General features: G+C 70.5%; 23 protein-coding genes, 1 pseudogene and 1 riboswitch. Of the genes and pseudogenes, 17 read left to right on the forward strand and 7 right to left on the reverse strand.

What is annotated here, in order from left to right; translation table 11 throughout:
* Nucleotides 1-50: 50 nt before the first annotated feature.
* Nucleotides 51-839 (forward strand): IclR family transcriptional regulator, encoded by a 789-nt coding sequence (locus tag OG828_RS11790; protein WP_328501086.1) that lies wholly within the window; start codon nucleotides 51-53, stop codon nucleotides 837-839.
* A gap of 36 nt (nucleotides 840-875) precedes the next feature.
* Here OG828_RS11790 and OG828_RS11795 read toward each other — a convergent pair whose 3' ends face one another.
* From OG828_RS11795 to OG828_RS11815, 5 genes are all read right to left on the reverse strand, one after another.
* A complete protein-coding gene (locus tag OG828_RS11795; RefSeq protein ID WP_328501087.1) occupies nucleotides 876-2,099 on the reverse strand; it encodes a hypothetical protein in 1,224 nt (407 codons plus the stop codon).
* A 27-nt stretch (nucleotides 2,100-2,126) separates the two neighbouring features.
* Complete coding sequence (locus OG828_RS11800) at nucleotides 2,127-3,386, reverse strand: hypothetical protein (RefSeq protein WP_328501088.1); 1,260 nt, start codon at nucleotides 3,384-3,386, stop codon at nucleotides 2,127-2,129.
* Nucleotides 3,383-4,654 (reverse strand): glycosyltransferase, encoded by a 1,272-nt coding sequence (locus OG828_RS11805; protein WP_443062390.1) that lies wholly within the window; start codon nucleotides 4,652-4,654, stop codon nucleotides 3,383-3,385. The genes OG828_RS11800 and OG828_RS11805 overlap by 4 nt, the downstream gene beginning before the upstream one ends.
* 85 nt (nucleotides 4,655-4,739) lie before the next feature.
* Nucleotides 4,740-5,264, reverse strand: a complete 525-nt coding sequence (locus OG828_RS11810) for a hypothetical protein (protein ID WP_328501089.1) — start codon at nucleotides 5,262-5,264, stop codon at nucleotides 4,740-4,742.
* Between the two features lie 10 nt (nucleotides 5,265-5,274).
* A complete protein-coding gene (locus OG828_RS11815) occupies nucleotides 5,275-5,781 on the reverse strand; it encodes a SigE family RNA polymerase sigma factor (protein WP_210571625.1) in 507 nt (168 codons plus the stop codon).
* A 160-nt stretch (nucleotides 5,782-5,941) separates the two neighbouring features.
* Here OG828_RS11815 and OG828_RS11820 point away from each other — a divergent pair, with 160 nt between their 5' ends.
* From OG828_RS11820 to OG828_RS11865, 10 genes are all read left to right on the forward strand, one after another.
* A complete protein-coding gene (locus OG828_RS11820) occupies nucleotides 5,942-6,631 on the forward strand; it encodes a class I SAM-dependent DNA methyltransferase (RefSeq protein WP_328437836.1) in 690 nt (229 codons plus the stop codon).
* A gap of 42 nt (nucleotides 6,632-6,673) precedes the next feature.
* A complete protein-coding gene (locus tag OG828_RS11825; protein ID WP_443062391.1) occupies nucleotides 6,674-8,533 on the forward strand; it encodes a SpoIIE family protein phosphatase in 1,860 nt (619 codons plus the stop codon).
* Nucleotides 8,532-8,757: riboswitch (cobalamin riboswitch) on the forward strand. It overlaps the preceding gene by 2 nt.
* Before the next feature lie 151 nt (nucleotides 8,758-8,908).
* The gene (gene metE, locus OG828_RS11830; RefSeq protein WP_328501090.1) at nucleotides 8,909-11,227 is read left to right on the forward strand and encodes a 5-methyltetrahydropteroyltriglutamate--homocysteine S-methyltransferase; all 2,319 of its coding nucleotides are present in this window, start codon (nucleotides 8,909-8,911) and stop codon (nucleotides 11,225-11,227) included.
* A gap of 219 nt (nucleotides 11,228-11,446) precedes the next feature.
* The gene (locus tag OG828_RS11835) at nucleotides 11,447-12,745 is read left to right on the forward strand and encodes an extracellular solute-binding protein (RefSeq protein WP_328501091.1); all 1,299 of its coding nucleotides are present in this window, start codon (nucleotides 11,447-11,449) and stop codon (nucleotides 12,743-12,745) included.
* A gap of 7 nt (nucleotides 12,746-12,752) precedes the next feature.
* Complete coding sequence (locus tag OG828_RS11840) at nucleotides 12,753-13,685, forward strand: carbohydrate ABC transporter permease (protein ID WP_443060122.1); 933 nt, start codon at nucleotides 12,753-12,755, stop codon at nucleotides 13,683-13,685.
* Nucleotides 13,682-14,563, forward strand: a complete 882-nt coding sequence (locus OG828_RS11845) for a carbohydrate ABC transporter permease (RefSeq protein ID WP_210571596.1) — start codon at nucleotides 13,682-13,684, stop codon at nucleotides 14,561-14,563. The genes OG828_RS11840 and OG828_RS11845 overlap by 4 nt, the downstream gene beginning before the upstream one ends.
* Nucleotides 14,564-14,586: 23 nt before the next feature.
* On the forward strand, nucleotides 14,587-15,726 hold the full coding sequence (locus OG828_RS11850; RefSeq protein WP_328504853.1) for an ROK family transcriptional regulator: 1,140 nt from the start codon (nucleotides 14,587-14,589) through the stop codon (nucleotides 15,724-15,726).
* Nucleotides 15,727-15,774: 48 nt separating this feature from the next.
* Nucleotides 15,775-17,304: a GMC oxidoreductase gene (locus OG828_RS11855; RefSeq protein WP_328437839.1), complete on the forward strand. Its 1,530-nt coding sequence runs from the start codon at nucleotides 15,775-15,777 to the stop codon at nucleotides 17,302-17,304.
* Entirely contained in the window at nucleotides 17,301-17,909 is a 609-nt protein-coding gene (locus tag OG828_RS11860) for a nucleoside deaminase (RefSeq protein WP_328501092.1), read from the forward strand. Before OG828_RS11855 ends, OG828_RS11860 begins: the two co-directional genes overlap by 4 nt.
* Entirely contained in the window at nucleotides 17,906-18,832 is a 927-nt protein-coding gene (locus OG828_RS11865; protein ID WP_328501093.1) for a sugar phosphate isomerase/epimerase family protein, read from the forward strand. Before OG828_RS11860 ends, OG828_RS11865 begins: the two co-directional genes overlap by 4 nt.
* On the opposite strand, the pseudogene OG828_RS11870 reads toward OG828_RS11865, so the two are convergent.
* Nucleotides 18,753-19,091, reverse strand: a pseudogene (locus tag OG828_RS11870) (sigma factor-like helix-turn-helix DNA-binding protein); the annotation flags it as partial. The gene OG828_RS11865 and the pseudogene OG828_RS11870 sit on opposite strands and share 80 nt — an antisense overlap.
* Before the next feature lie 2 nt (nucleotides 19,092-19,093).
* Between OG828_RS11870 and OG828_RS11875 the strand changes: the two are divergent.
* The 5 genes from OG828_RS11875 (at nucleotide 19,094) to OG828_RS11895 (ending at nucleotide 22,997) form a co-directional block, all read left to right on the forward strand.
* Nucleotides 19,094-19,285, forward strand: a complete 192-nt coding sequence (locus tag OG828_RS11875; protein ID WP_328354031.1) for a hypothetical protein — start codon at nucleotides 19,094-19,096, stop codon at nucleotides 19,283-19,285.
* An 86-nt stretch (nucleotides 19,286-19,371) separates the two neighbouring features.
* Nucleotides 19,372-20,562 (forward strand): GTP-binding protein, encoded by a 1,191-nt coding sequence (locus OG828_RS11880; RefSeq protein ID WP_328501094.1) that lies wholly within the window; start codon nucleotides 19,372-19,374, stop codon nucleotides 20,560-20,562.
* Between the two features lie 71 nt (nucleotides 20,563-20,633).
* On the forward strand, nucleotides 20,634-21,455 hold the full coding sequence (locus OG828_RS11885) for a class I SAM-dependent methyltransferase (RefSeq protein WP_328501095.1): 822 nt from the start codon (nucleotides 20,634-20,636) through the stop codon (nucleotides 21,453-21,455).
* A 135-nt stretch (nucleotides 21,456-21,590) separates the two neighbouring features.
* Entirely contained in the window at nucleotides 21,591-22,550 is a 960-nt protein-coding gene (locus tag OG828_RS11890) for an ATP-binding protein (RefSeq protein ID WP_210571570.1), read from the forward strand.
* A gap of 54 nt (nucleotides 22,551-22,604) precedes the next feature.
* Nucleotides 22,605-22,997 (forward strand): SCO5389 family protein, encoded by a 393-nt coding sequence (locus tag OG828_RS11895; RefSeq protein WP_328354039.1) that lies wholly within the window; start codon nucleotides 22,605-22,607, stop codon nucleotides 22,995-22,997.
* A 54-nt stretch (nucleotides 22,998-23,051) separates the two neighbouring features.
* Here OG828_RS11895 and OG828_RS11900 read toward each other — a convergent pair whose 3' ends face one another.
* A complete protein-coding gene (locus OG828_RS11900) occupies nucleotides 23,052-23,954 on the reverse strand; it encodes a LysR family transcriptional regulator (protein WP_328371772.1) in 903 nt (300 codons plus the stop codon).
* 430 nt (nucleotides 23,955-24,384) lie between these two features.
* On the opposite strand from OG828_RS11900, the gene OG828_RS11905 reads away from it, so the two are divergent.
* Nucleotides 24,385-25,635 carry a branched-chain amino acid ABC transporter permease gene (locus OG828_RS11905; RefSeq protein ID WP_328501096.1) on the forward strand — a complete coding sequence of 417 codons (1,251 nt, stop codon included), beginning with the start codon at nucleotides 24,385-24,387 and terminating at the stop codon, nucleotides 25,633-25,635.
* Nucleotides 25,636-25,639 lie beyond the last annotated feature (4 nt).

A 25,639-nucleotide genomic window follows, 5' to 3' on the forward strand; every position in this document is an offset into this window, starting at 1 on the left:
TAGGTCAATGGGTGGCCGGGCACGGACGGCCGCAGATTTACGATGTCCCCATGTCGGAGGGGAGAGGTGTTCGCGGCGTGAAGTCGGCGTCCCGGACGGTCGCGCTGCTGGAACTGCTCGCCGCCCGGGGCGAGGAACCCTCGCGCCTGGATCAGCTCGCCGAGGAACTGGGCGTGCCGCGCAGCAGCATGTACCAGCTGTTGCGGACCCTGGTCGACTGCGGCTGGGTCCGCACCGACGCCACCGGCTCGCTGTACGGCATCGGGATCCGCGCACTCCTCACCGGCACCAGCTATCTCGACGGCGACCGGCGCATCCGTGCGGTCCGCCCGTACCTGGACGAGGCGTCGGACGCGCTCGGCGAGACGATCCACCTGGCGCGGCTCGACGGCGGCGACGTCGTCTATCTCGCCACCCGGGAGTCCCACGAGTATCTGCGCACCATCAGCCGGGTCGGCCGCCGCGTCCCGGCCCACGCCGGCGCCCTCGGCAAGGCCCTGCTCGCCGAACGCCCCGACGGTGAACTCCCGCTCCCCGAGGACCCGTTGACCGCCCTCACGGAGAACACGCACACGACCCGCGCCGCCCTGCTGGCCGACCTGGCCCGGGTACGCGAGCGCGGCTACTCCGTCGACCGCCAGGAGACGGTGACCGGCATCGCGGGCTTCGGCTTCGCCCTGCGGTACGGCGCCCCGGCGACCGACGCCATCAGCTGCTCGGTCCCGGTGGCCCGGCTCACCCCGGACCACGAGGCCCGTATCGTCGCCGTGATGCGGGAGATACGGGCGAAGATCGAGGCCCATCTGCCGCGTGCCCCGGGGGCACCGGACTGGCGCTGAGCGCCGCGCGTGCGCCCGGTCACGGGGAGGCCGGGTTCAGCCCGCCCAGCGGCCCGACGTGAACGTCACCGCGAGGACCACCATCAGCGGCGCGACCACGACGAGGTACGCCTCCTTCACCCAGCCGCGCCGCAGGCTCCAGTGGGCCAGGCCCGTCCACAGGGGCCACCAGAGCAGCGTGGCGCGGGGAATGGACAGGTACCAGTACGACGTGCCGAGAGCCCAGAGGTTGAGCGCGATGAAGACGGCCTCCGGCCAGCGGCGGCGGTACAGCAGCAGGGCCAGCAGCACGAGCCCGGTCGCCATCGCGGCCAGCTCCAGCTGGAACTCCCAGGCGTAGCCGGTGGTCAGGAGGTGGTCGAAGGCGTTGTCCCGGGTGTGCCGGAACGCTTCGGCGGGGGTGTGGAAGTCCCGGTACCAGCCGCGTTCCTGGGCGTGCTTCCAGGCCATCCAGTCGCCGGTCTGTGCGTGCAAGTAGACCGTGTAGACCGCGGCGGGCAGGACGGGCAGCGCGCACCAGGGCAGCGCGCGCATCCGGCGCTCGCCGCGGCGGTCGTCCCGGGCCAGCAGGAACTCGACGAGGATCGCGGCGGCCAGGAACAGCCCGCTGACCCGGGTGGTGGTGGCCGCTGCGCCGAGCAGGCCGGCGAGGGGCCAGTTGCGGTTCTTCGCCGCGAGCCAGGCCGGCAGCGCGAACGCGAGGAAGAGCGCTTCGGTGTATCCGGCGGCCAGGAACACCGCGGTCGGCGACAACAGCAGGAAGGTGACGGCCCGTTGGCCCGCCCGGGCACCGTCCGGGTGGCCGAGCCCGGCGATCCGGCCCAGCGCCACCACCGCCACGGCGCCGCTGACCAGGGAGATCAGCAGCCCGGCCACGGTCCAGTCGGGGATGACGGTGTGTACGGCGCGGAGGGTGAACGGGAAGCCCGGGAAGAAGGCCACCCGGTTGTCGGAGGCGGGGTCCATCCCCGGGAAGGAGCCGAAGTACCCGTATTCGGCTATGTGTCGGTAGTGGGCCCAGTCCCACCGCTCCCAGTGGGACAGCCACGGGGCCGGTGACTTGGCGTCCCCGTCGGCGGGGAACAGCCACGCGGTGCAGTAGGTGACGAGCCACAGTCCGAGGCGGGTGAGGGCGTAGAGCCGCAGCACCCGGCGGTCCGCGGGGGTCAGCCGGTCGAGCAGTCGCCGCCGTGGTGGGGCGGCACGAGGCACTTTCCTTACGGGACTTGCGACGTTCCGTTCGGGCAGGGTCGCGGTCATCGTGCATCCATTCCTGGGTCCGCCGGGTTACGGGACGCCGAGTTCGAAGAGGACGTAGCCCGCGTAGGAACCGGAGGCCACCGCGGCTATGGAGAGCACCGTGAGCTGGAGGCGCAGGCTGAGCCGGCGCAGCGCCAGGGCGAGCGGGATGAACAGCGGGAACGCCGGGAGCAGATAGCGGGAGACGTTGCCGAAGATCTGCTGGCTGCCCAGGACCAGGGCGAGGGTGACGGCGGTGTAGACGACCAGGACGGCAGGCGGGCGCAGCCGGATCAGCAACGGGAGGAACACGGCCGCCAGCAGCACCACGCAGACGCCGACGATGTCCGCGTAGGGCCAGGCGAAGAGGTAGTCCTTGTGGCCGACCGGGACGGAGGTGAGGACGTCGAGGGTGTACTTGCCGTAGTCGAACTCGTGGGCCCAGGCGCCGGATTGGAGCTTGAAGTAGCCGCCGTAGTCGCCCATGCGATGGCCGACCCAGAGCAGGTAGGCGAAGAGGCCGAGGGGGGCGACGGCCACCGCCGCGAGTGGGCGCAGGATGCCTTCGTGGCGCCGGTGCCGGTGGATGGCGAGGAGTGCGGCGACGGCGAGGGCGGCGATCAGGGCGCCGGCGGTGGGGCGGTTGAGGCCGGCCGCGCAGGTGAGGAGGCCGGCGGTGAGCCAGTTCCGGCGCATGACCGCGTAGCAGGCCCAGGCGGCCAGGGCGACGTAGAGGGAGTCGGAGTAGACCGCCCACTCCACGCCGGAGCCGGGCCAGACGGCGAACAGCCCGGCCGCGGTCAGCCCGGCGCGCGGGCCGCCGAGGTGCGCGGTGACGGCGTAGATCCCCAGGGCGGCGGCGAAGGAGGCGACGACCGAGACGAGCAGTCCGGCGCCGAAGGTGCCCAGGCCGGTCACCTCGGAGACGAGCCGCATCAGGGCCGGGTAGAGCGGGAAGAACGCCGCCGAGTTCCCTTCGAGGGTGATCAGTCCGGTGGCTCCGGGGATCGGGCGGAGTTCGGGGTGGTAGCCGTGCGCGGCGATCTGCTGGTACCACCAGCCGTCCCAGGTGCCCAGGACGTCCCAGGCGTGGGCGCCGCCGCCGAAGCGGGGGTTCTTCTTCCGGAAGTCACCGGCGGAGTCCAGCAGGTACATGAAGACGGAGAAGCCGATGAGCTTCAGTACGCCGTACAGCGCCAGCGGCGGACCGTAGCGCACGGCCAGGCGGTGCAGCCGCTGCCGGCGGTCGGGCACGACGGGGTGCGGGGGTGCGGTGTGGTCGGGAACGACCGTGAGCGTCGTGTTCATCGGGCGGTCCGTCCCAGGGAGCGAGGGGTACGGGTGGCACGGGCTGCACGGCTGCTGAAGACCCAGGCCCGGAAGAGCAGGAACCGCAGCAGGGTCGCAGCGAGGTTGGCGGCCACCAGGACGGCGAGTTCGATGCGGTGATCGGCGGTGGGCGCGATGTGGTGCAGGGCCGCGAGTGATCCGCTGGTGAGCGCCAGGCCGACACAGAAGGTGACGAGGCCGCGGGCCTGGTGACGCAGGGCGCCGCCGCGGCCGCGCAGCCCGAAGGTGAGCCGCCGGTTCGCGGCCGTGTTGGCGACGGCGCAGGCCAGCAGCGCCACCGCGTTGGCGGCCTGGGGTCCCAGCGGCGGACGCAGCGCCGCGTACAGGATCAGATAGCAGAGGGTGCTCACCGCTCCTACGGCCGCGAAGCGCACCAGTTGCGTGAACAGACCGGGCGCCGGGGCCTCGGCTCCCTGGGACGGTTCCGCCGACGGCAGGGTGCCGCGGGCCAGTGCGCGGCCGATCCGGGCGATGCCCCGCAGGTCGGCCAGCGCGGTGGCGAGGATGTCCACCCGGCTGTCGGGGTCGTCCACCCAGTCCACCGGCACCTCGTGGATCCGCAGCCCCGCCCGCTCGGCGATCACCAGTAACTCGGTGTCGAAGAACCACGCGGAGTCCTCGACCAGGGGCAGCAGTTGCTCCGCGACCTCGCGCCGCACCGCCTTGAAACCGCACTGCGCGTCGGAGAAGCCCACGGCGAGCGTGGAGCGCAGCAGCACGTTGTAGCAGCGGGAGATGATCTCCCGCTTGGGGCCGCGCACCACCCGGGAGCCGTGGGCCAGCCGGGTGCCGATGGCGATGTCGGAGTGCCCGGAGATCAGCGGGGCCACCAACGGGAGCAGCGCGGCCAGTCCGGTCGACAGGTCCACGTCCACATACGCGAGCACCGGGGCCCGGGACCGTGACCAGGCCGCCCGCAGCGCGCGGCCCCGCCCCTTCTCCTCCAGCCGTATCCAGTCCGTCTCCGCCAGCTCGCCGGCCAGCCGGGCGGCGATCCGTGGCGTGGCGTCGGTGCTGGCGTTGTCGGCGACGGTGATCCGGAACGGGTACGGGAACGTCTCCCGCAGGTGCGCGTGCAGCCGTCGTACGCTCCGCTCCAGATCGGCCTCCTCGTTGAACACGGGCACGACCACGTCCAGGACGGGCTCCGGATGGTGCGCGGGGAGCGGGGCGGGGCGGGGCAGCCGGTCCCTTCCCATGAAGGCGATCGTCCCTGCGTTTGTCATGGTTCGTCCTTGTCTGTACTCCGGCGCAGGGCGTGCGGAAGGCACACGCGGCGCGGGGTGATCGCTGGGGTGGTCGAGTGGGGTTCTAGTCGGCCGAACCGATGAAGGACGACTCGGGGGCCGACGGCTCCCCTGTCTCCGGCACGCCCTGTGTCGAAGTGGGTGACGGACTGCTCTCGCCCGTGGCGCCGTTATCCGTGGCGCCCACGGACGGATCCCCGGAGTCCGAGGTCGCGCCCCCCGCCGACGCGGGGGGTGCGGTGGTGGGCGCGTACGAGTCCGCCGAGCCGGTCGGGGACGAGGACGGGGACGAAGTCGCGGTCGGCGACGGGCCCGGCGGCGAGGTCTCGCTCGCCGGGGACGACGGACTGACGGCGGGCCGCGGGTTGGGAGCGCTGGGCTCGTCCCTGACCTGGCCGTCGGGCAGCAGGAACAGCCCGATGCCGAGTCCGGCGACCGCCAGTACGGAGCCGACGGCCGCCTGTGCCGCGCGGACCCGGCGCCGTGCTCGTACGCCCGCCCGCAGACGGTCCTGATACTTCGGTTCGTAGGGGGTGTGCTCCTGGGTGTCGCGCATCAGCTGCGCCAACTGCCGCTCGAAGTGATCCATGACTTCTCCCTCACCCCACCGGCTCGATGACATCGGCCAGCAGCCGGCGCAGCCGCGCCACTCCACGCGAGGCGTGCGACCGGGCCGTACCGACCGGGCAGCCCAGCACCTGGGCGACGTGCGCCTCGGGCAGGTCCTGGTAGTAGCGCAGCACCACCGCGGCCCGCTGCCGGGACGGCAGTTGTGCCAGCGCGGCCTCCAGCCGGGACCGCTCCGCCACGGTCGCGGACACGTCACCCGTCACCGCCACCTCGGGCAACTCCTCCACGGGGCGCTCGCCCCACCAGCGCCGCCGGGCCGAGCGAGCCGCCGCTCGCGACAGCACCTTGCGCACGTAGGCCTCCGGTGCCTCGTCGGCGATCTTCGGCCAGACGAACCACAGCTTGACCAGGGACTCCTGCAACAGGTCCTCGGCCCGGTGCCGATCGCCTCCGGTGAGCAGACGCGCCAGATGGAACAGCCCCGACCAGCGGGCGGCCACGAACTCGTCGAACTCACCGGCCCGATCTTGTTCCATCCGCGCTGTCCCCAGTTCTCGCCGGCTCGCCTACACAAGGGAGAAGGCACTGACAGCCCCTTCACGCTGCATTCACAGCCGGTGATCTGGATCACACCGAAGCATGCACATAACCAGGCGAATATGAAAAACTGCCGCATAAGGCACCCGAGGAGACCCGGTGAGCAACCCTGGCGACAGGCTCGACTACGGAACGCTACGACCCGACCGCACCGGTCAGGCCGAGGCGTTCGACGCCATCGGCAATCGCTACGACGAGGCCTTCCCGCACAAGGAAGGGCAGGTCGCGGCGGCCGCATGGCTCATCGGCTCGCTGCCGGCCGGGTCCCGGGTGCTGGACCTGGGGTGCGGAACCGGGCTCCCGACCGCGCGCCAGCTGGCGGAGGCGGGCTTCGACGTGGTCGGGGTGGACCTGTCGGACGGGATGGTCGCGCTGGCCCGCGACCATGTGCCCACCGGGGAGTTCCATCAGGCGGACATCGCGGACCTGCGGCCCGGCGGCCCCTTGGACCTCGGGCGCTTCGACGGCGTCGCCGCGTTCTTCTCCCTGCTCATGCTCCCGCGCGCGGAGATCCCCCTGGCCCTGCGCACCGTCCGTCATCTGCTGCGTCCCGGCGGCCTGTTGGCCCTGTCGATGGTGGAGGCCGATGTGGACGACTTCTCGATCCCCTTCATCGGAAGGAGCATCCGCGTCTCCGGCTACCTGAGGGACGAACTGCGCGAGGTCGTCGAGACGGCGGGCTTCGAGATCGGCGACGAGTCCTCGTACACCTACGCTCCGGCGGCCGCCGACATCCAGCCCGAGGTACAGATCTTCCTGCACTGCCGGCGCACGCCCGACGACTCCTGAACCGCTCGCCGGGGCGCGGGCCGCACGCCCGGAAGGACACGCATGACGAAGCAGCTCGGAACCGGTGACGACACCGGGGGTCCCGCGCCCGGTGCGCGGGAATCCGCTGCGTTCATGCATCGGCCGCAGCCGTCCGGCTCCGACAACCGCGGGGTGACCGTGCGCCTGCCGGCCGCCGAGGCCCCCGCCGGACCCGACGCCACCCCGCCGCAGACCGACAGGCTCCGCTATCTCGACGCCGCGACCCGGCAGATCGCCCGCGGCATGAATCTCGACGAGACGCTGTACGAACTGTGCCGCGCGGCCGTCCCGGCGTTCGCCGACACGGCGTTCGTCCATCTGTACGCCCCCCTGCCGATAGGCGACGACATCGGCGCCGCCCCCGAGATCCTGCGGCTGCACACCGTGGACCACGCGTCCCTCCGGGCCCCCGCCGGCCAGGGCTCCGCATCACCCGCGCCGAGCGCGCACACCCTCCAGGCGGCCGAGGTCGTCCACCCGGCCACCACTGGACTGCTCGCCAAGCTGCTCCAGGACGGACGGCCGGTGTTCGGCAGCGACCCGGGCGTCGCCCCGGCGGCGGCCGAGCTGCTCGGGAGGGTGCACATGCCCCGGTCGGCACCGCCCGGGCGACGGCTGATCATCGCCCCGCTGCACGGCCGCAACCACGCCCTGGGCAGCGTCGTCCTGATCCGCGGACCCGACCGGCCCGACTTCACCGGCGACGATCTGCTGGTGGCCTCCCAGCTCGCCACCCACACCGCCCTCGGGCTGGACAAGGCGATGCTGTACGAACGTGAGGCATCCGTCGCGGACACGTTGCAGCGCACGATGCTCCCGCCGTCGCTTCCGGAGCCGCCCGGGGTCCGGCTGGCGAGCCGCTATCTGCCGGCCTCGCGGACCGCGCAGGTCGGCGGGGACTGGTACGACGCGATCCCGCTGCCCGGCAACCGCGTGGCCCTGGTGATCGGCGATGTGATGGGCCACTCCATGACCTCGGCCGCGATCATGGGCCAGCTGCGGACCAGCGTGCAGACCCTGGCCGGGCTCGATCTGCCCCCGGACGAGGTGCTGCACCACCTCGACGAGCAGGCGGGACGCCTGGGCAGCGAGCACACCGCGACCTGTCTGTACGCGTTGTACGACCCCGTACTGCACCGGCTGATCGTCTCCAGCGCCGGACATCTGCCGCCGGTGCTGCTGCGTCCCGACGGCGGCGTGGAGGTGCTGGACGTCCCGCCCGGAGCGCCGATCGGTGTCGGCAGCGGCGGATTCGAGTCCGTCGAGACCCACGCGCCGACCGGGGCGACGCTGCTGCTGTACACCGACGGCCTGGTCGAGTCCCGCGACTCGGACGTCATGACCGGCGTGGAGCGGCTGTGCGCCCGGCTGCGCGCGACTGGTTCAGGATCCGCGCCGCCGACCCTGGAAGGCCTGTGCGACCAGGCCCTCGGCACCCTGGGCTCCGGTGGCCGCGACGACGACATCGCGCTGCTCGCGGCCCGGTTCGAGGGCATCCTGCCGGAGACCGTCGCCTACTGGTACATGGCTCCGCGCCCGCAGACCGCCCGCCAGGCCCGCCGGCTGACCCGCAGGACCCTGCACGGCTGGGGCCTCGACGACCTCCTGGAGTCCACCGAGCTGATGGTCAGCGAGGTGGTCGCCAACGCCGTGCGCTTCGCCTCCCGCCCGATCACCCTGCGGCTCCTGTGCACGGACGTGCTCCGCTGCGAGGTCGGCGACGACTCCCCCGTGGTACCGAGGATGCGCCACGCCCGCCTGAGCGACGAGGGCGGACGCGGGCTGTTCCTGGTCGACCAGCTGTCAGAGCGCTGGGGGGCAACTCGGGTGAGCACGGGCAAGGTTGTGTGGTTCGAGCAGCCACTTCCTCCCGCGGGTTAAGCTGGCCGACGCAGCTGGTTCGCCCCGTCCGCCAGGCGGGATGCGTCGCAAGAGGGAACCCGGTGAAATTCCGGGACTGCCCCGCAGCGGTGAACGGGAACGACCGCCGTCATACGCACTGGGTCCGTGAAACGGGCCTGGGAAGCGACGGCCAGTAGATGTCTCTCGTACGACGACGAGACGTGCCCGTGAGTCCGAAGACCTGCCAACTGCCCGTGTGCGAACCACTCGTGCGCGGACATCCCGGTGACCTCGAGGGCGGGTCGGCGTACCACCGAGCGGACGGCCAGTGGCCGTTGCCGTCCGGTCGGTCACCCTTCGCGTTCTCGTCCCGTCTCCGGGATCTCTGGGATTCATCTCGCGAAGGAGATCTCCGTGACAAGCAAGCCCGCAGCCGCGGCAGCACGGGCCACCGTGTACGGCTACCCCCGCCAGGGCCCGCGCCGGGAACTGAAGAAGGCGATCGAGGGCTACTGGAAGGGCCGCGTCACCGCCGACGCCCTCCGCGCCACCGCCGCCGAACTGCGCAGCGGCAACTGGCGGCAACTGTCCGGCGCCGGCATCCACGAGGTGCCGACCGGTGACTTCTCGTACTACGACCACGTCCTCGACACCACCGTCATGGTCGGCGCGATCCCCGAGCGGCACCGCGCCGCCGTCGAAGCGGACGCCCTGGACGGCTACTTCGCCATGGCGCGCGGCACCCAGGACGTGGCGCCGCTGGAGATGACGAAGTGGTTCGACACCAACTACCACTATCTGGTGCCGGAGTTGGGCCCGGACACGGTGTTCACCGCGGACTCCGCCAAGCAGGTCACCGAACTGAAGGAAGCCCTCGCCCTGGGCCTGACGGCGCGTCCGGTCCTGGTCGGCCCCGTCACCTACCTCCTGCTCGCCAAGCCCGCCCCCGGCGTGGCCGCCGACTTCGACCCGATCACCCTCCTCGACCGGCTGCTCCCGGTGTACGCCGAGGTCCTCGCCGACCTGCGCGCCGCCGGCGCCGAGTGGGTGCAGCTGGACGAGCCCGCCCTCGTCCAGGACCGCACCCCGGCCGAACTGAACGCCGCCGAGCGGGCGTACCGGGAGCTCGGCGCCCTCACCGACCGGCCGAGGCTGCTGATCGCCTCGTACTTCGACCGGCTCGGCGACGCACTGCCGGTGCTGGCCAAAGCCCCCGTCGACGGACTCGCGCTGGACTTCACCGACGCCGCCGCCGCCAATCTGGACGCCCTCGCCGCGGTCGGCGGGCTGCCCGGCAAGCAGCTGGTCGCCGGTGTCGTCGACGGCCGCAACATCTGGGTCAACGACCTGTCGGCGTCGCTCACCACGCTCGGCACCCTTCTGGGCCTGGCCGACCGGGTCGACGTCGCGGCCTCCTGCTCCCTGCTGCACGTCCCCCTCGACACGGCGGCCGAGCGGGACATCGAGCCGCAGATCCTGCGCTGGCTCGCCTTCGCCCGGCAGAAGACCGCCGAGATCGTCACCCTCGCCAAGGGCCTCGCCCGCGGCACCGACGCGATCACCGCCGAACTCGCCGCCAACCGCGCCGACCTGGCCTCCCGCGCCAACTCCCCCATCACCCGCGACCCGGCCGTACGGGCCCGCGCCACGGACGTCACCGCCGCCGACGCCCGCCGCTCCCAGCCGTACGCCGAGCGGGCCGCCGCCCAGCGCGCCCACCTCGGCCTGCCGCCGCTGCCGACCACCACCATCGGCTCGTTCCCGCAGACCGGCGAACTGCGCGCGGCGCGGGCGGACTTGAAGGCGGGCCGGATCGACACGGCCGGCTACGAGGACCGGATCAGGGCGGAGATCCAGGAGGTGATCTCCTTCCAGGAGAAGACCGGCCTGGACGTCCTGGTGCACGGTGAGCCCGAACGGGGCGACATGGTCCAGTACTTCGCCGAGCAGCTCACCGGCTACCTCGCCACCCAGCACGGCTGGGTCCAGTCCTACGGCACCCGCTACGTCCGCCCGCCGATCCTGGCCGGCGACATCTCCCGTCCCGAGCCGATGACGGTGCGCTGGACGACGTATGCCCAGTCCCTCACCTCGCGCCCCGTCAAGGGCATGCTCACCGGCCCGGTCACCATGCTCGCCTGGTCCTTCGTCCGCGACGACCAGCCGCTCGGCGAGACGGCCCGGCAGGTCGCGCTGGCGCTGCGCGACGAGGTGAACGACCTTGAGACGGCCGGAACTTCGGTGATCCAGGTCGACGAACCGGCCCTGCGCGAAACGCTGCCGCTGCGCGCCGCCGACCACCCCGCCTACCTGGCCTGGGCCACGGAGGCGTTCCGCCTCACCACCAGCGGAGTGCGTCCGGACACCCAGATCCACACCCACATGTGCTACGCCGAGTTCGGCGACATCGTCCAGGCCATCGACGACCTCGACGCGGACGTCATCAGCCTGGAGGCGGCCCGCTCCCATATGCAGGTCGCCCGTGAACTCGCCGGCCACGGCTATCCGCGCGAGGCCGGACCCGGCGTGTACGACATCCACTCCCCGCGCGTGCCGAGCGCCGAGGAGGCGGCCGAACTCCTGCGCACCGCCCTGAAGGCGATCCCCGCCGACCGGCTGTGGGTCAACCCCGACTGCGGCCTGAAGACCCGCGCCTGGCCGGAGACCCGTTCCTCACTGGAGAACCTGGTCGCCGCGGCCTACACGGTCCGCGCCGAACTGCCGACACCCTGACCACCTGCCTCCCCACCGGCCGGGGCGCCCCGTGCGCCCCGGCCGGATTCAGCACACGACCCCGCAGCAGAGGTGATTGCACATATCGGGACGAATGGATTTCGCTACAAGTTCCGAAATTATTCGTGACGGGTGCGCCACTTGGCCGAAATGCGCGCTCCATACCTTCCTGGAATCGCACCTCTGCCCTCAGTGCCTTCAGGAGACAGGAGCCCCCGCGTGCCACATTCCCTGCGCCGCGGCGCCCTACGGCTGACCGCCGGTATAGCGCTCATCTGCACCTTCGCCCTTGCGGGCTGCGGGCGCGGCGGTGACACCGCCGCGACGGGCACCGCCGAGCCCGTCGACGACTCTCCGGCCACCGGCAGCGTCGATGTCTGGGCCGCCCAGGGCGACGCCGATGTGCTCGAGAAGGTCATCGAGCCCTTCAAGGCCGACAACCCCGACGTCAAGGTCAATTTCACGCTGATCCCGAACGGCGAGTACTACACCAAGCTCCAGTCGGCGGTCGCGGCGGGCAAGGGACCCGATGTCGCCCAGTTCTTCCCCGAGTCGCAGGCGCAGTTCCTCGATCCGTCGATCCTGCAGCCCGTGCCGGACGGACTCGTCGACAAGGGCACCTTCTTCAAGAGTCTCTGGGACGCGGGTGTCGTCAAGAACGTGGCCTATACGGTCCCCTGGTACGCCTACACCTACGCGCTCGTCTACCGCTCCGACCTCGCCGACAAGGCGGGCGTGAAGGCGCCGACGACGTGGAAGGACACGGTTCCCTTCCTGAAGGCGATGCAGGACGCCGGCGCCGGACGTGGCCTCGCAGCCGACATCGGCTGGGACATCTTCAACGGCCAGGACGTCGCGATGTACGCCTGGCAGGCCGGCGGCTCGCTGTTCTCATCCGACGGCAAGTGGACCCTGGACACACCGGAAATGGCCGAGGCGATCAAGTACAACGCGTCGTTCTTCACCTCGGGCGCCGCCGACACCAGCACGCCCACCTTCCTGGACGCCCAGCCGTACTTCACCTCCGGCAAGACCGCTTCGATGATCACGGGACCTTGGGTCATCGGCCAGCTCGACAAGGCCGCGGGCAAGGACGGCTGGACGGCGTCCCATGTCGCCACCGCGCCCCTGCCGGCCGGGGACTCCAGCGGCGCCTCCTTCTCCGCCGGAGGCAGTTGGGGCGTACTCGCCGACAGCGACAACGCGGACGCGTCCTGGAAGTTCGTCCGCCACCTCGCGGAGCCGAGCACCCAGGTCGCGCAGTACAAGGCATACAGCTCGCTGCCGGCCGTCATCTCCGCCTGGGACGACCCGGCCATCGCGGACCAGCCGCTGCTGGACGCCTTCTTCACGCAGATGAAGAACACCCGGGCGTTCCCCCAGGTGACCACCTGGCAGCAGGTCGCGACCCGGCTGGGCAAGGAGATCGAGGCCGTGGCCAAGGGCACGGAGAGCGCGGAGAAGGCCGCAGCGAACGTCCAGGCGTACGCCGAGAGCGTCGGCACCGGTGCGGAGTGATCCGCGGATGACGACCAACACCGTCAAGATGACCACCGGCATCGTCAACGTGCGCCGCCGCCGGGGCGGCGGCGCCCGGCGAACGGCTGTCGCCTGGCTGTTCCTGGCACCGTTCACCGTCGTGTTCCTGCTCTACACGGCGATCCCCACCGTCGCCGCGCTCGGGTTCAGCCTCACCGATCTGCGGGGCACGGATCTGCGGCATCCGTTCGCGGTCGACTTCACGGGCCTCGAGAACTATCTCCGGCTGTTCCGGGACCAGAGTTTCCTGCGGGACCTCGTGAACACCGCCGTCTTCGTGGCCGTCGGCGTGCCGCTGACCATGGGGACCGGGTTCGCGCTGGCCCTGGCGCTGAATTCCGGCATCCGGCGACTGCGCGGGATGTTCCGCACGGTCTTCTTCGCACCGGTCGTCACCAACGTCGTGGCGGTCGCCCTGATCTGGCAGTACGCCTTCAACGACGGCGGCACCGTCAACAAGGTGCTCGGCGCCGTCGGCTTCGCCGGACCGAACTGGCTGGACGACCCGAACCTGGCCATGCCCGTGGTCATCCTGCTGGGCATCTGGCGCAACTTCGGCATCGCGATGGTGCTGTTCCTCGCCGGTCTGCAGGCGATTCCCCGAGACGTGTACGAGGCCGCCGCCCTCGACGGGGCGGGCCGGTGGCGGCAGTTGAGGCACATCACCCTGCCACTGCTGCTGCCCACCATCCTTCTGGTCTCGGTGCTGCTGACCGTCTTCTTTCTCCAGGTGTTCGACGAGCCGTATCTGCTCACGGACGGCGGCCCGCTCGGTTCCACCGAGTCCGTGGCGCTGTACACCTACCACCAGTTCGGGGCGGGCGAGTTGGGGATGTCGTCCGCCGCGTCCTTCGTGATGCTCGTGCTCGTGGCCGTGGTGAGTCTCGTCCAGTTCCGACTGCTGAGGTCCCGCACATGACCGCCGTCGCCGCGTTCGAAGACGCCCACCTGACCACCGGCCGGATCGCCGTGCGCCGCCGGTCCGTCTCCCGACCGCTGCTGTACGGCGCGCTGGTGCTGTGCGCGCTGCTCACGATGCTGCCGTTCCTCTGGGTGATCAGCGGCTCGCTGCGCAGTCTCGACGAGATCCGCTCCGACCCCGGCGCCTGGCTCCCCACCGACGTCACCTTCGACAACTTCGTACGGCTGTTCAGCACCGAAGGCTTCGGCCGGTTCATGGTCAACAGCATCGTGGTCGCGGCCCTCGTGGTGGCCGGCAACATCGTGACGGCCTCGGCTGCCGGCTACGCGCTCGCCAAGCTCGACTTCGCGGGCAAGCGGATCGCGTTCGGCGCGGTCATGGCGGCGCTGATGGTGCCGCTCACCGCGGTGTTCGTCCCGCAGTTCGTGATCACCGTCGACCTGGGCCTGGCGGACACCCTCGCCGGTATCGCCCTGCCCGGCATGGCGCTGCCGCTGTCGGTGTTCATCATGCGGCAGTACGCGATGTCGGTTCCCGACGAGCTCCTCGAAGCGGCGCGGATCGACGGCGCGGGCGAGTTCCGGATCTTCTTCCGGATCTTCCTGCCGCTGGCCGGCCCCGCGGTCGCGACGATCACGATCATGTCGTTCCTCACCTCGTGGAACAACTTCATCTGGCCGCTCATCGTCGCCCAGAGCATGTCCAGTTACACGCTGCCGGTGGGCCTCGCCGCCACCAGTCAGGCCGCGGCACACGTCACCGACTACGGCCTGATGCTGGCCGGCGCGATCGTCGTGATGCTGCCCGTGCTCGTCCTCTTCCTGTTCCTGCAGCGCTACTTCGTGCAGGGCATCTCCGGAACGGGCATGCGGTGACGCGGTCCGCGCCGACGACCGGCATGAACGGCCTGAACCAGAGCGCCGTACGACGGGTCAACACCTCCGTCATCCTGCGCGCGTTGGCGGTGTCGGCCGAGCCGACGACATTGACCGCGCTCGCCGAGCAGGCCGGGCTCTCCCGCCGCACCATCGAGCTGATCCTCGACTCGCTCGTCGAGGCGGGCTGGGTGACCGAGCTGGACCGGGTTCCGACGAGCGGCGGTGCCGGGCGCCCCGCCCGGCGGTACGAACTGCGGGCCGAGCAGGCCCTGTTGGCCGCGGTGCGCATCACCACCTCGGACGCGTCGGCGGCGGTCGCCGATGTACGCGGCCGTGTCCTCGGCCGCGCGCACCGACCGCTGCGCGCCTACCAGGATCCGCAGGTCACCCTCGACGACGCCGCGGCTCTGGTGCGGGCGGCGCTCGACGACGCGGGCGGCTCGGCGGACCGGCTGCGGGCCGGTGCGGTCGCGGCCGGCGGTGCCATCGACGACGACGGAGTCGTACGGCGCCTGGTGCACACGACGCGCTGGGAAGGCGTGCACCTGCCCGATGAACTCGCGCGCCGCATACCTGTGCCCTGGTTCGCCGACAACGACTCCAACCTCGGAGCCCTCGCGGAGCGTTGGCGCGGTGTGGCCGACGACCACGACAACGTCGTCTGGGCGGTGCTCGGGAACCGCACCGGTCTCGGCATCCTCATCCGAGGAGCCGTACACCGCGGTCTCGACGGCGCCGCCGGTGAAATCGTCGAAGCGGTGTCGATGCCGACCGGCTCGGTCGAGAACCACCCCGTCGCCGGGCTGACCTCACCGGAGCCGGCCCAACGTGGCGTCGCACTCCGCCGGTTCGACGCGGCTCGCTCCGGCGACGCCACCGCGCTCGCGGAGGTCGACGAGTTCGTGAGGAACATCGCCTCGATCCTCACCACCCTGTCGTGGACGATCGCACCCTCGCTGATCGTGCTCGGCGGGGGTCTGGAGGACGCGGCCGATGTGCTGCTGCCCCGGGTGCGCGAGGCGCTGCGCCGTGCCCGGACCCCCGCGGTCGAACTGCGCGCCACCGGCCTGGGCCGCGACGCCCCGCTGATCGGCGCCGTCAAGCTGGCGCTCGACCGCATGGACACCGAGCTGTTCGGCCCGCTGATCCCCCGCGCGTGATCGCGTACGCCCCCTCACACAGCCCCTTGTGCAAGACAGGAGCATTCCTTGACCCCCACCCCGCGCACCGACGTCCTCGTCGTCGGCAGCGGCATCATGGGATCCGTCGTGGCCCGACTGCTGCGCGACACCGATCCGGCGCTGCGCATCACGATGGTCGACGGCGGTACCGCGATCGGCGAGGTCCCCGGCCGTCATCTGCACGACGTGGACGACCCGGTGCTGTGGTCGCGCTACAACGAACAGGTCACCACCGGCATCCAGGGCATGTACACGGGCGCCGAAGTGGTGCGCGACGTGGCCGGCAGCCTCACTGATCTGCCGCCAGGCATGTTCCACGCGCTCGCCTTCGGCGAGGACGCCGAGGCGATGCCCGCGACGGCGCTCGCCTGGAACGCGGGCGGCATGGGCGTGCACTGGACCGCCGCGACACCGTGGCCCGCGGGCGACGAGGTGTTCGACTTCGGCGACCCGGCACGCTGGGCGGCGGATCTGGACACCGCGCGCCGGGTGCTCGCGGTGACCCCCTCCCCGATCGGTCCGACGGAGGTCGGCCGACTGGTACTCGACGTACTGCGTCGACGCTACGACGGGACGGGACCGGACGACCGCGGCCCGCAGCCGATGCCCATGGCCGTCACCGCGTCCGCATCGGGCCCCCTGCCGCGCACCGCTCCCGGGACGGTCTTCCCTCCGCTCGCGACCAGCGGCGACCCGGCCTTCACCCTGGTCACCCGTACCCTCGTGACATCCCTCGTCGTGTCGGACGGCCGGGTCACCGGCGCCCGGCTGCGTCGGGTCGCCGACGGCGCCGAGTCCGAACTCCGGGCGGACGCCGTGGTGGTGTGCGCCGACGCGCTGCGCACCCCGCAGCTGCTGTTCGCCTCGGGCATACGGCCCGACGCGCTCGGCCGCCACCTCAACGAGCACGCCTTCGTCACCGCCCGCGTGCTGCTCGACCTCGACCGATTCGGCCTCGACCTGGAGGCCCTGCCCCTGCCGCGCACCGGCGAGTTCTGCACGGACTCCCTCTGGCTGCCGCAGAACGGCACGGTACAGCCGTTCCACGGACAGATCATGAACCGGACGTACGTCGACGACAACGGCCGCCCTCTCGCGCATTCCGTAGGCCTCTCGCTGTACGTCCCCGTCGAGTCCCGCCCCGAGAACCGGCTGGTGTTCTCCGACACCGAGACCGACCTCGCCGGTATGCCGCGCATCGGCATCGCGTTCGGCTACTCCGACGCCGACCGTGCGCTGATACGACGGGCACTGGCCGAAGTCGGGGCGCTCGCCGAGGAGTTCGGCCCGTTCGATCCGCACACGGAACGCGCGCTGCTCCCGCCGGGCTCGTCCCTGCACCTGACCGGCACCGTCCGGTCCGGCACCGCCGACGACGGCACCAGCGTGTGCGACCCGGACGGCAGGGTCTGGGGCTTCGACAACCTGTACCTCGCCGGCAACGGGGTGATCCCGACGGCGATGGCCGCCAACGTCACGCTGACAGGCACGGTGACCGCGGTGCGGGCCGCCCACGCCGTGGCCGAGCGTCTTGCACTGATGGGAGTTGGATCATGATCCACATCGCGAAGGAATACCGTGTGGCCCTGCCGGCTTGGATCGACGACGAGCTGGCCGACGTGCCCTCCGTCATCCCCGGCCGCGACGACCGGATGCGCCTCGTGCACCGCCTCGCCGAGCGCAACTGGCGCGAGGGCAACGGCGGCCCGTTCGCGGCAGTCGTCGCCGAGCGGGACACCGGCCGGATCGTCTCCGTGGGTGTGAACGTCGTGCTCGCCTCCGGGGTGTCGAGCGCGCACGCCGAGGTCGTAGCGCTGGGTCTCGCCCAGCGGGCGACCGGCGGCTGGGACCTCGGCGGCCCGGGCATGCCGACGCACGAGCTGGTCGTGAACTGGCGTCCGTGCGTGCAGTGTTACGGCGCGACGATGTGGTCCGGGGTGCGCGGCCTCGTGGTCGCCGGCGAGGGCCCGGAGCTGGAGGAGATCACCACGTTCGACGAAGGCCCGCTCGGCGCGGACTGGGCGGAGCAGTTCGAGGCCCGCGGCATCGAAGTCGTACGGGATGTGCTCCGGGACGAGGCGCTGGCCGTGTTCCGGAACTATCGGGATGCGGTCGACGCCGATGGCGTCGTCGTCTACAACGCGCGCGGAGGTGCCGTATGACACCGCGGTTCGCAACCGACATCATCACCTTCTACCACCCGGATTTCTGGGGCCTCGAATCCGCGGACGCCGTGCGCGACTGGGCCTCGGCGAACCCTGAGAGCTTCTGGCAACGGGTGATGGACGCGCTGACCGAGGCCGGCGTCACCGGCATCGAGTTGACCTTCGCGCCCGGCGACATCGACTCGGCGTTGCGTGCCTTCGGCAGCACACGGGCGTTCCGCCGCGCACTCGATGCCCGGGGCCTGTCCGTCGTGAGCGCGTTCATCGCCGGGAGCGACGCCCCCGACTGGCGGGACAGCGAGAACCTGCCCGGGATCGTCGCCGACGCCGAGCGACGCGCCGCCTTCCTCGCCGACATGGGAGCCGAACTCCTCGTCGCCGGACTGCCCATGCGAACGACGTTCGGCACGCGCCCGCCCTTCTTCGTCGACGCCGCCTACATGACGCGGATGGCCGGCATCGCCCACGTGGTCGGCGAGGCCGTCGCCCGGCACGGGGTGAAGCTCGCCTTCCACACGGAGTCGAACAGCACGCTCTGGTACGAGCGCGACATCGACCTGTTCATGGCTCTGACCGATCCACGGTACGTGTGGCTGTGCCCCGACTCCTGCCACATCGCGCTCGGCGGAGGCGACCCCGTAGCCGTCGCACATCGCCACGCGCAGCGCATCGCGCTGGCGCACTGGAAGGACGCGGTCAGGCCGATCGACGTCCACCTGACCATCGACGAAACGGTCTTCGCCCAACAGCAGCCCTACATGGCCGAATTGGGCACCGGCATCGTGGACTGGAGAGGATGGGCCGACGCTATGTCCCGCACTCCCGGCGCCGGCACCATCCTCATCGAACTGGACGAGGCTCCCGATCCCATCGCCGCACTCCGGGCAGGGACGGCCGTAGCCCGGGAGGCCGGGACATGACCGGCTCCTCGCCCGCGAGCCGGTGCTCGCGGGCGTACCCCTCCAGCAGTGCACGCAGTTGCCTACGCCCCCGGTACAGCCGCGACAGCACCGTGCCGACGGGCGTCCCCATGATGTCGGCGATCTCCCGGACGGTGAAGCCCTCCACGTAGGCGAGGTGCACGGCGATCCAGAAGTCCTCCGGGATGGCACGCAGCGCCGCCTCGACGTCGGCGTCAGCGATGTGGTCGAGCACCTCCGACTCGGCGGACCGAAGGCCTGGTGGCGCGCGAGCAGTCGGAACAGGACGCCCGTTCCTTCAACGCCGTCCTCACGGACGCCGGTCTGGTCCGCCTGCACGAGGCCGAGGCCGTCCATGTCGTGAGCGTCCGTCGCCACTTGTTCGACCACCTCGAAGGCGTGGACCTGGCCGGGCTGGCCACCGCGTTCCAGCACATCGCCGCCACCGGCTGACGACTGGAGGCGCGGTCCACTCGCTCGTAGTAATGGAATCCATTTTCATGTAGCGTGGCCGTGCTCGCCCACCCAGGAGAACCGCCATGCCTTCCCTCGACCCGTCCGACCGCCTGCCCGTCACCGTGCTGTCCGGGTTCCTGGGAGCGGGCAAGACGACGTTGCTCAACCATGTCCTCGGCAACCGTGAGGGCCTGCGGGTCGCGGTCATCGTCAATGACATGAGCGAGATCAACATCGACGCCGCGCTGGTCCGCGGCGGCGAGGCCGCTCTGTCGCGGACCGAGGAGCGCCTGGTCGAGATGACCAACGGGTGCATCTGCTGCACTCTTCGCGACGACCTCCTGGAGGAGGTCGACCGGCTGGCCCGCGAGGGCCGCTTCGACTACCTCCTCATCGAGTCGTCCGGCATCTCGGAGCCGATGCCGGTCGCGGCCACCTTCGCCTTCGCCCGCGACGACGGCGCCACCCTCGGCGACCTGGCCCGGCTGGACACCATGGTCACCGTCGTGGACGCCGCGAACTTCGTGCGCGAACTGGCGGGCGGCGACGAGCTGGTGGAGCGAGGGCTCGATCAGTACGAGGACGACGAGCGCACCGTCAGCGATCTGCTGATGGACCAGGTCGAGTTCGCCGACGTGATCGTCGTCAACAAGCTCGACCTCGTCGACACCGCGACGGCCGACCGGCTGCGCGCGACGCTCGCCCGCCTCAACCCGGCCGCCCGGATCGTCCCCGCCGAGCACGGCCGGGTCGACGTCCGCGAGGTGCTGGGCACCGGCCTGTTCGACCTGGAGCGCGCCCAGCAGGCGCCGGGCTGGGTCCGGGAGCTGAACGGCGACCATGTCCCGGAGACCGAGGAGTACGGCATCTCCTCCACCGTCTTCCGCGCCGAACTGCCCTTCCATCCCGGCCGGTTGTGGACGTTCGTGAGCGAGCAGCTGGACAGCGGAGTCTTCGGGGAGGTCCTGCGCTCCAAGGGCTTCTTCACCCTGGCCAGCCGCCCGCAGGTGACCGGGCTGTGGTCGCAGGCCGGTGCGGTGGCCCGCTTCGAGCCGTCCACCGCGCGGGACGAGCAGGCGCCGTACGCACAGGAACTGGTCTTCATCGGCACCGAGTTGCAGGCCGAGCCGCTGCGGGCCGCGCTGTCCGCCTGTCTGATGCGGGCCGGTGAAGCGCCGCCCGCCACCGACCCCTTCCCGGCCTGGGAGACGTACGGCATCGACGACGCCTGCGAGCACGAGGAGCACCCCGAGCTGGTCGCGGGGGCCCACTGACTCCGGGCCGGGCGGTGGACGCAGCCACGGCACCGCCCGGCCCGGTACGGACACCGAACCGGGAGGCTGCCATGACTCAGCACACCGTACGTCTGGGCACGGTCCAGGAGACCCTGCTCATCCCGCTCTACGGCCGCGCGGTGGAGAACCGCAAGCCGGAAGCCGCCCTGCGCGACGTGCGGGCCGAGGAGATCGTCGCCTCGATCGACTACGACTTCGCCCGCTTCGACGACGGACCTAGCCTGCTCGGCTCGGTGCTGCGCACGAGTCTGTTCGACCACTGGGTGCGGGACTTCCTCGCCGAACACCCCGAGGGCACGGTCGTCGAGATCGGCACCGGCCACAACACCCGGTACGAGCGCGTCGACAACGGCCGGGTCCGTGGGTTCGACCTCGACCTGCCCGACGTGGTCGACCTGCGCCGGACCTTCTTCAAGGACACCCCGCGCCGGACGATGATCCCGGCATCGGTGACGGACGCGTCATGGGCCGAATCGCTGCCCACGGACGGCCCGTACTTCCTCGCCGCCGAGGCCGTCCTGCCGTACTTCGAGGAGAAGGACGTCCGTAGCGTCGTCGACCTCCTCGCCGACCGCTTCCCGGGCTCGCTGCTGGCCCTCGACACGACGGGCCCCGGCATGGTCGACACCCAGGACGAGCACGACGCACTCAGCAAGGTCGACGCACGGCTGACGTGGAACTGCACGGACCCGGCCCGGCTCGCCGAGTGGCGCCCCGGAGTCCAGGTCCTCGCCTCGCACACGCTGGCCACTCTGCCGTCCGCGATGTACGACGAACTACCGGGCGGCTACCAGGAGATGCTCACCGGCCTCGCCGCGATGAAGCTGCCGACAGTCGAGGACTACCGGCTCAATCTCGTGCGACTCCCCTGACGGGCGTCCCGCATTACTACCCAATTTTCAACTTGCCGTGCCTGCCGCCCAGTTGAGTGTCCGCGGATTTGACACCAGCCCCCGCGATCACCAATCTACGTTCATGACATTCATTTCCAATAGGGGCGGTTAGGCATGCGTGTGGCCTTCGTGGGTAAAGGCGGCAGCGGCAAGACGACCCTGTCCGCACTCTTCGCCCGTCATCTCGCGCGCTCGGGCGCGCCCGTCGTCGCCATGGACGGCGACATCAACCAGCACCTGGCCTACGCCCTCGGGCTCGACGAGGACGAGGTCTTCGCCGCGCCGCCGCTCAGCGCGCGGACCGGTGAGATCAAGGACTATCTGCGGGGCACGAACCCGCGGATCCCGTCCCGCGAGGCGATGGTGAAGACCACGCCGCCCGGGCGCGGCTCGCGGCTGCTCCGGCTGCTCGGCGACGACGAGATCCACTCGCTCCACGTCCAGCGGGTCGGCGAGGTGTCCCTGATGGTCACCGGCGCCTTCGACGAGAGCGATCTCGGGGTGGCCTGCTACCACTCCAAGCTGGGCGCGGTCGAGCTGTACCTCAACCATCTGGTCGACGGCCCCGGCGAGTACGTCGTCGTCGACATGACGGCCGGCGCGGACGCTTTCGCCTCGGGGCTGTTCACCCGGTTCGACATGACGTTCCTGGTCGTCGAGCCGACCCGCAAGAGCGTCTCGGTCTACCGTCAGTACCGCGACCACGCGGCCGAGTTCGGCATCCCGGTCGCCGTGGTCGGCAACAAGGTCACCGGCGCGGACGACCTCGACTTCCTGCGCAGGCACGTCGGCGACGACCTCCTCGCCCACTGCGAGCAGTCCGCCTTCGTCCGCGCCCAGGAACAGGGCCGCGACCAGGGCGAGCTGGAGCCCGCCAACGCCGAGGCCCTGCAGCGACTGCAGGCCGCCGTCGACGCCCGTACGAAGGACTGGGCGGCCTTCCAGCGGCACGCCGTCGAGTTCCACCTCCGCAACGCCACCGCCTGGGCCAACGAGGCCACCGGCCGGGACCTCGCCGACCAGGTCGACCCCGATTTCGAGCACGGCCCCGCGGCCCTCGCGGCCTTCGCCTGACCCCACCGCACCCCTGCGTTCCACCACCAGCACAACAGACAGGACACCCCCTTCATGTCGCTCGACGTCTCCCCGCAACTGCTCGCCGAAGCCGAGAACGGCCAGGTGCGGGAAGAGGACTTCGTGGATACGGTCCGTACGTCCCTGCCGTACGCCTACGATCTGATCGCCCGCCTGGTCGGCGAACTGGGCGCCGGTCAGGCCGAGTTCGCTGACAACCAGACTCCGCCGCCCTCCGAGAAGGAGCGCGGTCAGCTGCTGCGGGCGCTGTCCAGCGACGCGATCCGCGGCAGCCTGGAGCGGCACTTCGGCGTCGCCCTCGCCTTCCAGAACTGCCACCGCGTCGCCGTGTTCCCGCCCGAGGCGCGCGGCGGTGAGACGTACACCCGCTTCACGTCTCTGCGCGCCCAGATCCTGAACCAGTCGCCGGAGTTCCGCGACTGCTGAGGCCGCATGCCTGCCGCCGCGACCCTGGACATCAGGGTCGCGGCGGAGCAGGGGTCAACTCCGGGTCAGATCCCGCGCCGTGCGGCTGATTCGGTCGAGCGCGACACGGGCGGCAACGACGGCCGGGTGATCGTGGCTGCCAGTTCGGGTGGCGATGAGGACGCGCCGAGCGTTCGGCGGCGTCAGCTCGGTGAGTGTCACCGTAGGAGCGTGGACGCCCAAGGCAAGTTGGGGCAGGAATCCGACCGCCTGCCCGGCTTCGATCAATCGCACATGGAAGGTGAGGTCGGTCGACTGGTAGCGAACGTGGGGTTCAAAGCCGGCTTGGCGACAGACTGCGTCGGCCCAGCGCCTGGCGGCATTGCCCTCGGGCTCCATGACCCAGGGCAGGTGCGCGAGAGCCGCGAGTTGCGGCGGCTCGCCATCCGGTGGGGTGGCCAGAAGAAGAGGATCCTCGAGCAGAAGCTGAGTGTGCAGGCCGGTCAGAGCCCACGGCGGTTCTCCCGGATACTCCTCGGCGAGGACCAGGTCGAATTCGTGCGCGACAAGTGCCCGCAGCGGTGTGCGTTCGTTCTCCTGATGCACGTGGACGCGAAGCCGCGGATGCTCGCGCTGAAGCAATTCTACGGCAGGTAGGACCAGGGTCTTGGCGGCAGTCTGGAAGGTTGCGACCCGCAAGTCCCCCTCGAGCACAGTTTTCGTCCGCGCGATATCCGCCTCGGCCTGCTCGAGCCGGTCCAAGATCACCTCGATATGCCCGACCAGCATCTCCGCCGCGGGCGTCAGACGGACCCGACGTCCCATGGGTTCCAGGAGCGGGACGCCCACCTCGGCCTCCAGCTGCGAAAGCTGCGACGAGATGGTCGAAGGACTGTACGAGAGGGCCGAAGCCACAGCTGCAAGGGTGCCGCGGTGCTTGAGTTCGCGCAGCAACCGAAGCCGGTGAAGGTCGTACATCACGCACCAATCGCCGCTCGCGACCAACCGATTCGTCGCTTGAGACAACCGATCGTACGGGAAAGCATTCGCCGACCCGCATTGAGTCGCCGAGAGACCAGGTGCAGGTCGGCTTGATTGGTCGAAAAAACCGACGAGTGCGCATCGATAACGACGACTGGACCGGACATTGGTGGGCGCCTAGCATTCCAGAACCGCGAGATTCGGCCACCCCGAGATCCGCGCTACGGCCGACGCAGCCCGCAGCGCATGGGTATTGGTCATCAGTTCTCCCCACGCTGTCGTCGCTGCCTGCCGGCCCACCCGCCCGCCCGCCGCAGGCCGATCAGATCTCCCGCCGTGCGAATTCGGAGAGGCCATGACACCACCCCGTGCACGTTGGCGCGTACGCCGCGATCCTGCTCGCCTGTCACTACTGCGGGGAGCGGTCATGCTCGCGATCGCCCTGCTCGGCGTCGTGGCCGTGGGCGCTCCGACGTACGCGGCTGATGATCGGACCGTGCAGGGAACGTTGCGCAACTCTGCCGACGACAATGCACCGGTCGCTGGGGTGAAGATCAGTGTCCGGACCAGTACGGGGAAGACGTACACAGGCGCCAGCAACGACCAGGGCCGGTTCGCGATCACTGTGCCCGGCAGCGACTCGGGCACCTTGGCCGTCATCCTGGACACCAAAACGCTGCCCGATGCTGTGCGGATCCGCGACGGAGCGTCGAACACCCTGCGGCCGACGGGCAGCTTGAGCACGATCACCGTGAACTTCCCCCTCGGTCCCGATACCCGTCAAGTGTCGACAGTGTGGGACCAGGTCCCCCAACTGCTCTACAACGGCCTGCAGTTCGGCCTGGTGCTGGCATTGGGGGCGCTTGGCCTGTCCATGGTCTTCGGCACGACGGGACTGTCAAACTTCTCCCACGGCGAGCTGGTGACCTTCGGGGCATTCGCCACCTATCTCGGCAACCGGGTCGTGGGGCTGCCCATCGTCGTGGCGGTGGCGATGGCGGTAGGGCTGTCGGCCCTGTTCGGCTACCTGAACGAAAAGGGTTTGTGGCGTCCACTCAGACGCCGCGGAACGGGACTGATCGCCATGATGATCGTCTCGATCGGTCTGCAGTTCTTTCTCCGGAACTTCTACCAGTACTTCACAGGTGGCCGCGCCCTGACCTACCGCGAATACGTCACGCCCGCCGGCCGAGACGCCTTCGGCCTGTTCACCTACACCATGCGAGACGTCGTCATCATCTCCATCAGTGGGCTTGCGCTCGTCGCGGTCACTCTCGCTCTGCAGTACACCCGGCTCGGTCGCGCCACACGAGCGGTGTCGGACAATCCGGCCCTGGCCGCCGCGACGGGGATCAACGTCGGCCGTGTCATAGCCACGGTGTGGATCGTGGGCACCGCGCTGGCGGGACTGAGCGGGGCGTTCTTGGGATTCTCCCAATCGGTGAGCTACCAACTGGGAGCGCAGATACTGCTGTTGATCTTCGCCGCCACCTGTGTCGGAGGTCTGGGATCAGTGTGGGGCGCGATGATCGGCTCGGTCATCATCGGGCTGTTCGTCGAGACCTCAACCTTGGTCATCCCGTCGGAACTCAAGTTCGCGGGCGCGATGGTCCTGCTGGTGCTGGTCCTGCTCGTCCGACCACAAGGCCTGCTCGGCCGTGCCGAGAGGGTCGGGTGAGGAC

Origin of the sequence: Streptomyces sp. NBC_00457, from assembly GCF_036014015.1 — a bacterium.
Lineage (GTDB): Bacteria > Actinomycetota > Actinomycetes > Streptomycetales > Streptomycetaceae > Streptomyces.

Bases quoted from the DNA above. Each gene is read 5' to 3' on its own strand.
- OG828_RS11860 (WP_328501092.1), top strand. From the start codon at position 17,301: ATGATCCACATCGCGAAGGAATACCGTGTGGCCCTGCCGGCTTGGATC.
- OG828_RS11865 (WP_328501093.1), top strand. From the start codon at position 17,906: ATGACACCGCGGTTCGCAACCGACATCATCACCTTCTACCACCCGGAT.
- OG828_RS11815 (WP_210571625.1), bottom strand. From the start codon at position 5,781: ATGGAACAAGATCGGGCCGGTGAGTTCGACGAGTTCGTGGCCGCCCGC.
- OG828_RS11850 (WP_328504853.1), top strand. From the start codon at position 14,587: ATGAACGGCCTGAACCAGAGCGCCGTACGACGGGTCAACACCTCCGTC.
- OG828_RS11905 (WP_328501096.1), top strand. From the start codon at position 24,385: ATGCTCGCGATCGCCCTGCTCGGCGTCGTGGCCGTGGGCGCTCCGACG.
- OG828_RS11885 (WP_328501095.1), top strand. From the start codon at position 20,634: ATGACTCAGCACACCGTACGTCTGGGCACGGTCCAGGAGACCCTGCTC.
- OG828_RS11810 (WP_328501089.1), bottom strand. From the start codon at position 5,264: ATGGATCACTTCGAGCGGCAGTTGGCGCAGCTGATGCGCGACACCCAG.
- OG828_RS11825 (WP_443062391.1), top strand. From the start codon at position 6,674: ATGACGAAGCAGCTCGGAACCGGTGACGACACCGGGGGTCCCGCGCCC.
- OG828_RS11790 (WP_328501086.1), top strand. From the start codon at position 51: ATGTCGGAGGGGAGAGGTGTTCGCGGCGTGAAGTCGGCGTCCCGGACG.
- OG828_RS11805 (WP_443062390.1), bottom strand. From the start codon at position 4,654: ATGACAAACGCAGGGACGATCGCCTTCATGGGAAGGGACCGGCTGCCC.
- OG828_RS11880 (WP_328501094.1), top strand. From the start codon at position 19,372: ATGCCTTCCCTCGACCCGTCCGACCGCCTGCCCGTCACCGTGCTGTCC.
- OG828_RS11900 (WP_328371772.1), bottom strand. From the start codon at position 23,954: ATGTACGACCTTCACCGGCTTCGGTTGCTGCGCGAACTCAAGCACCGC.
- OG828_RS11840 (WP_443060122.1), top strand. From the start codon at position 12,753: ATGACGACCAACACCGTCAAGATGACCACCGGCATCGTCAACGTGCGC.
- OG828_RS11795 (WP_328501087.1), bottom strand. From the start codon at position 2,099: ATGACCGCGACCCTGCCCGAACGGAACGTCGCAAGTCCCGTAAGGAAA.
- OG828_RS11895 (WP_328354039.1), top strand. From the start codon at position 22,605: ATGTCGCTCGACGTCTCCCCGCAACTGCTCGCCGAAGCCGAGAACGGC.
- OG828_RS11890 (WP_210571570.1), top strand. From the start codon at position 21,591: ATGCGTGTGGCCTTCGTGGGTAAAGGCGGCAGCGGCAAGACGACCCTG.
- OG828_RS11845 (WP_210571596.1), top strand. From the start codon at position 13,682: ATGACCGCCGTCGCCGCGTTCGAAGACGCCCACCTGACCACCGGCCGG.
- OG828_RS11800 (WP_328501088.1), bottom strand. From the start codon at position 3,386: ATGAACACGACGCTCACGGTCGTTCCCGACCACACCGCACCCCCGCAC.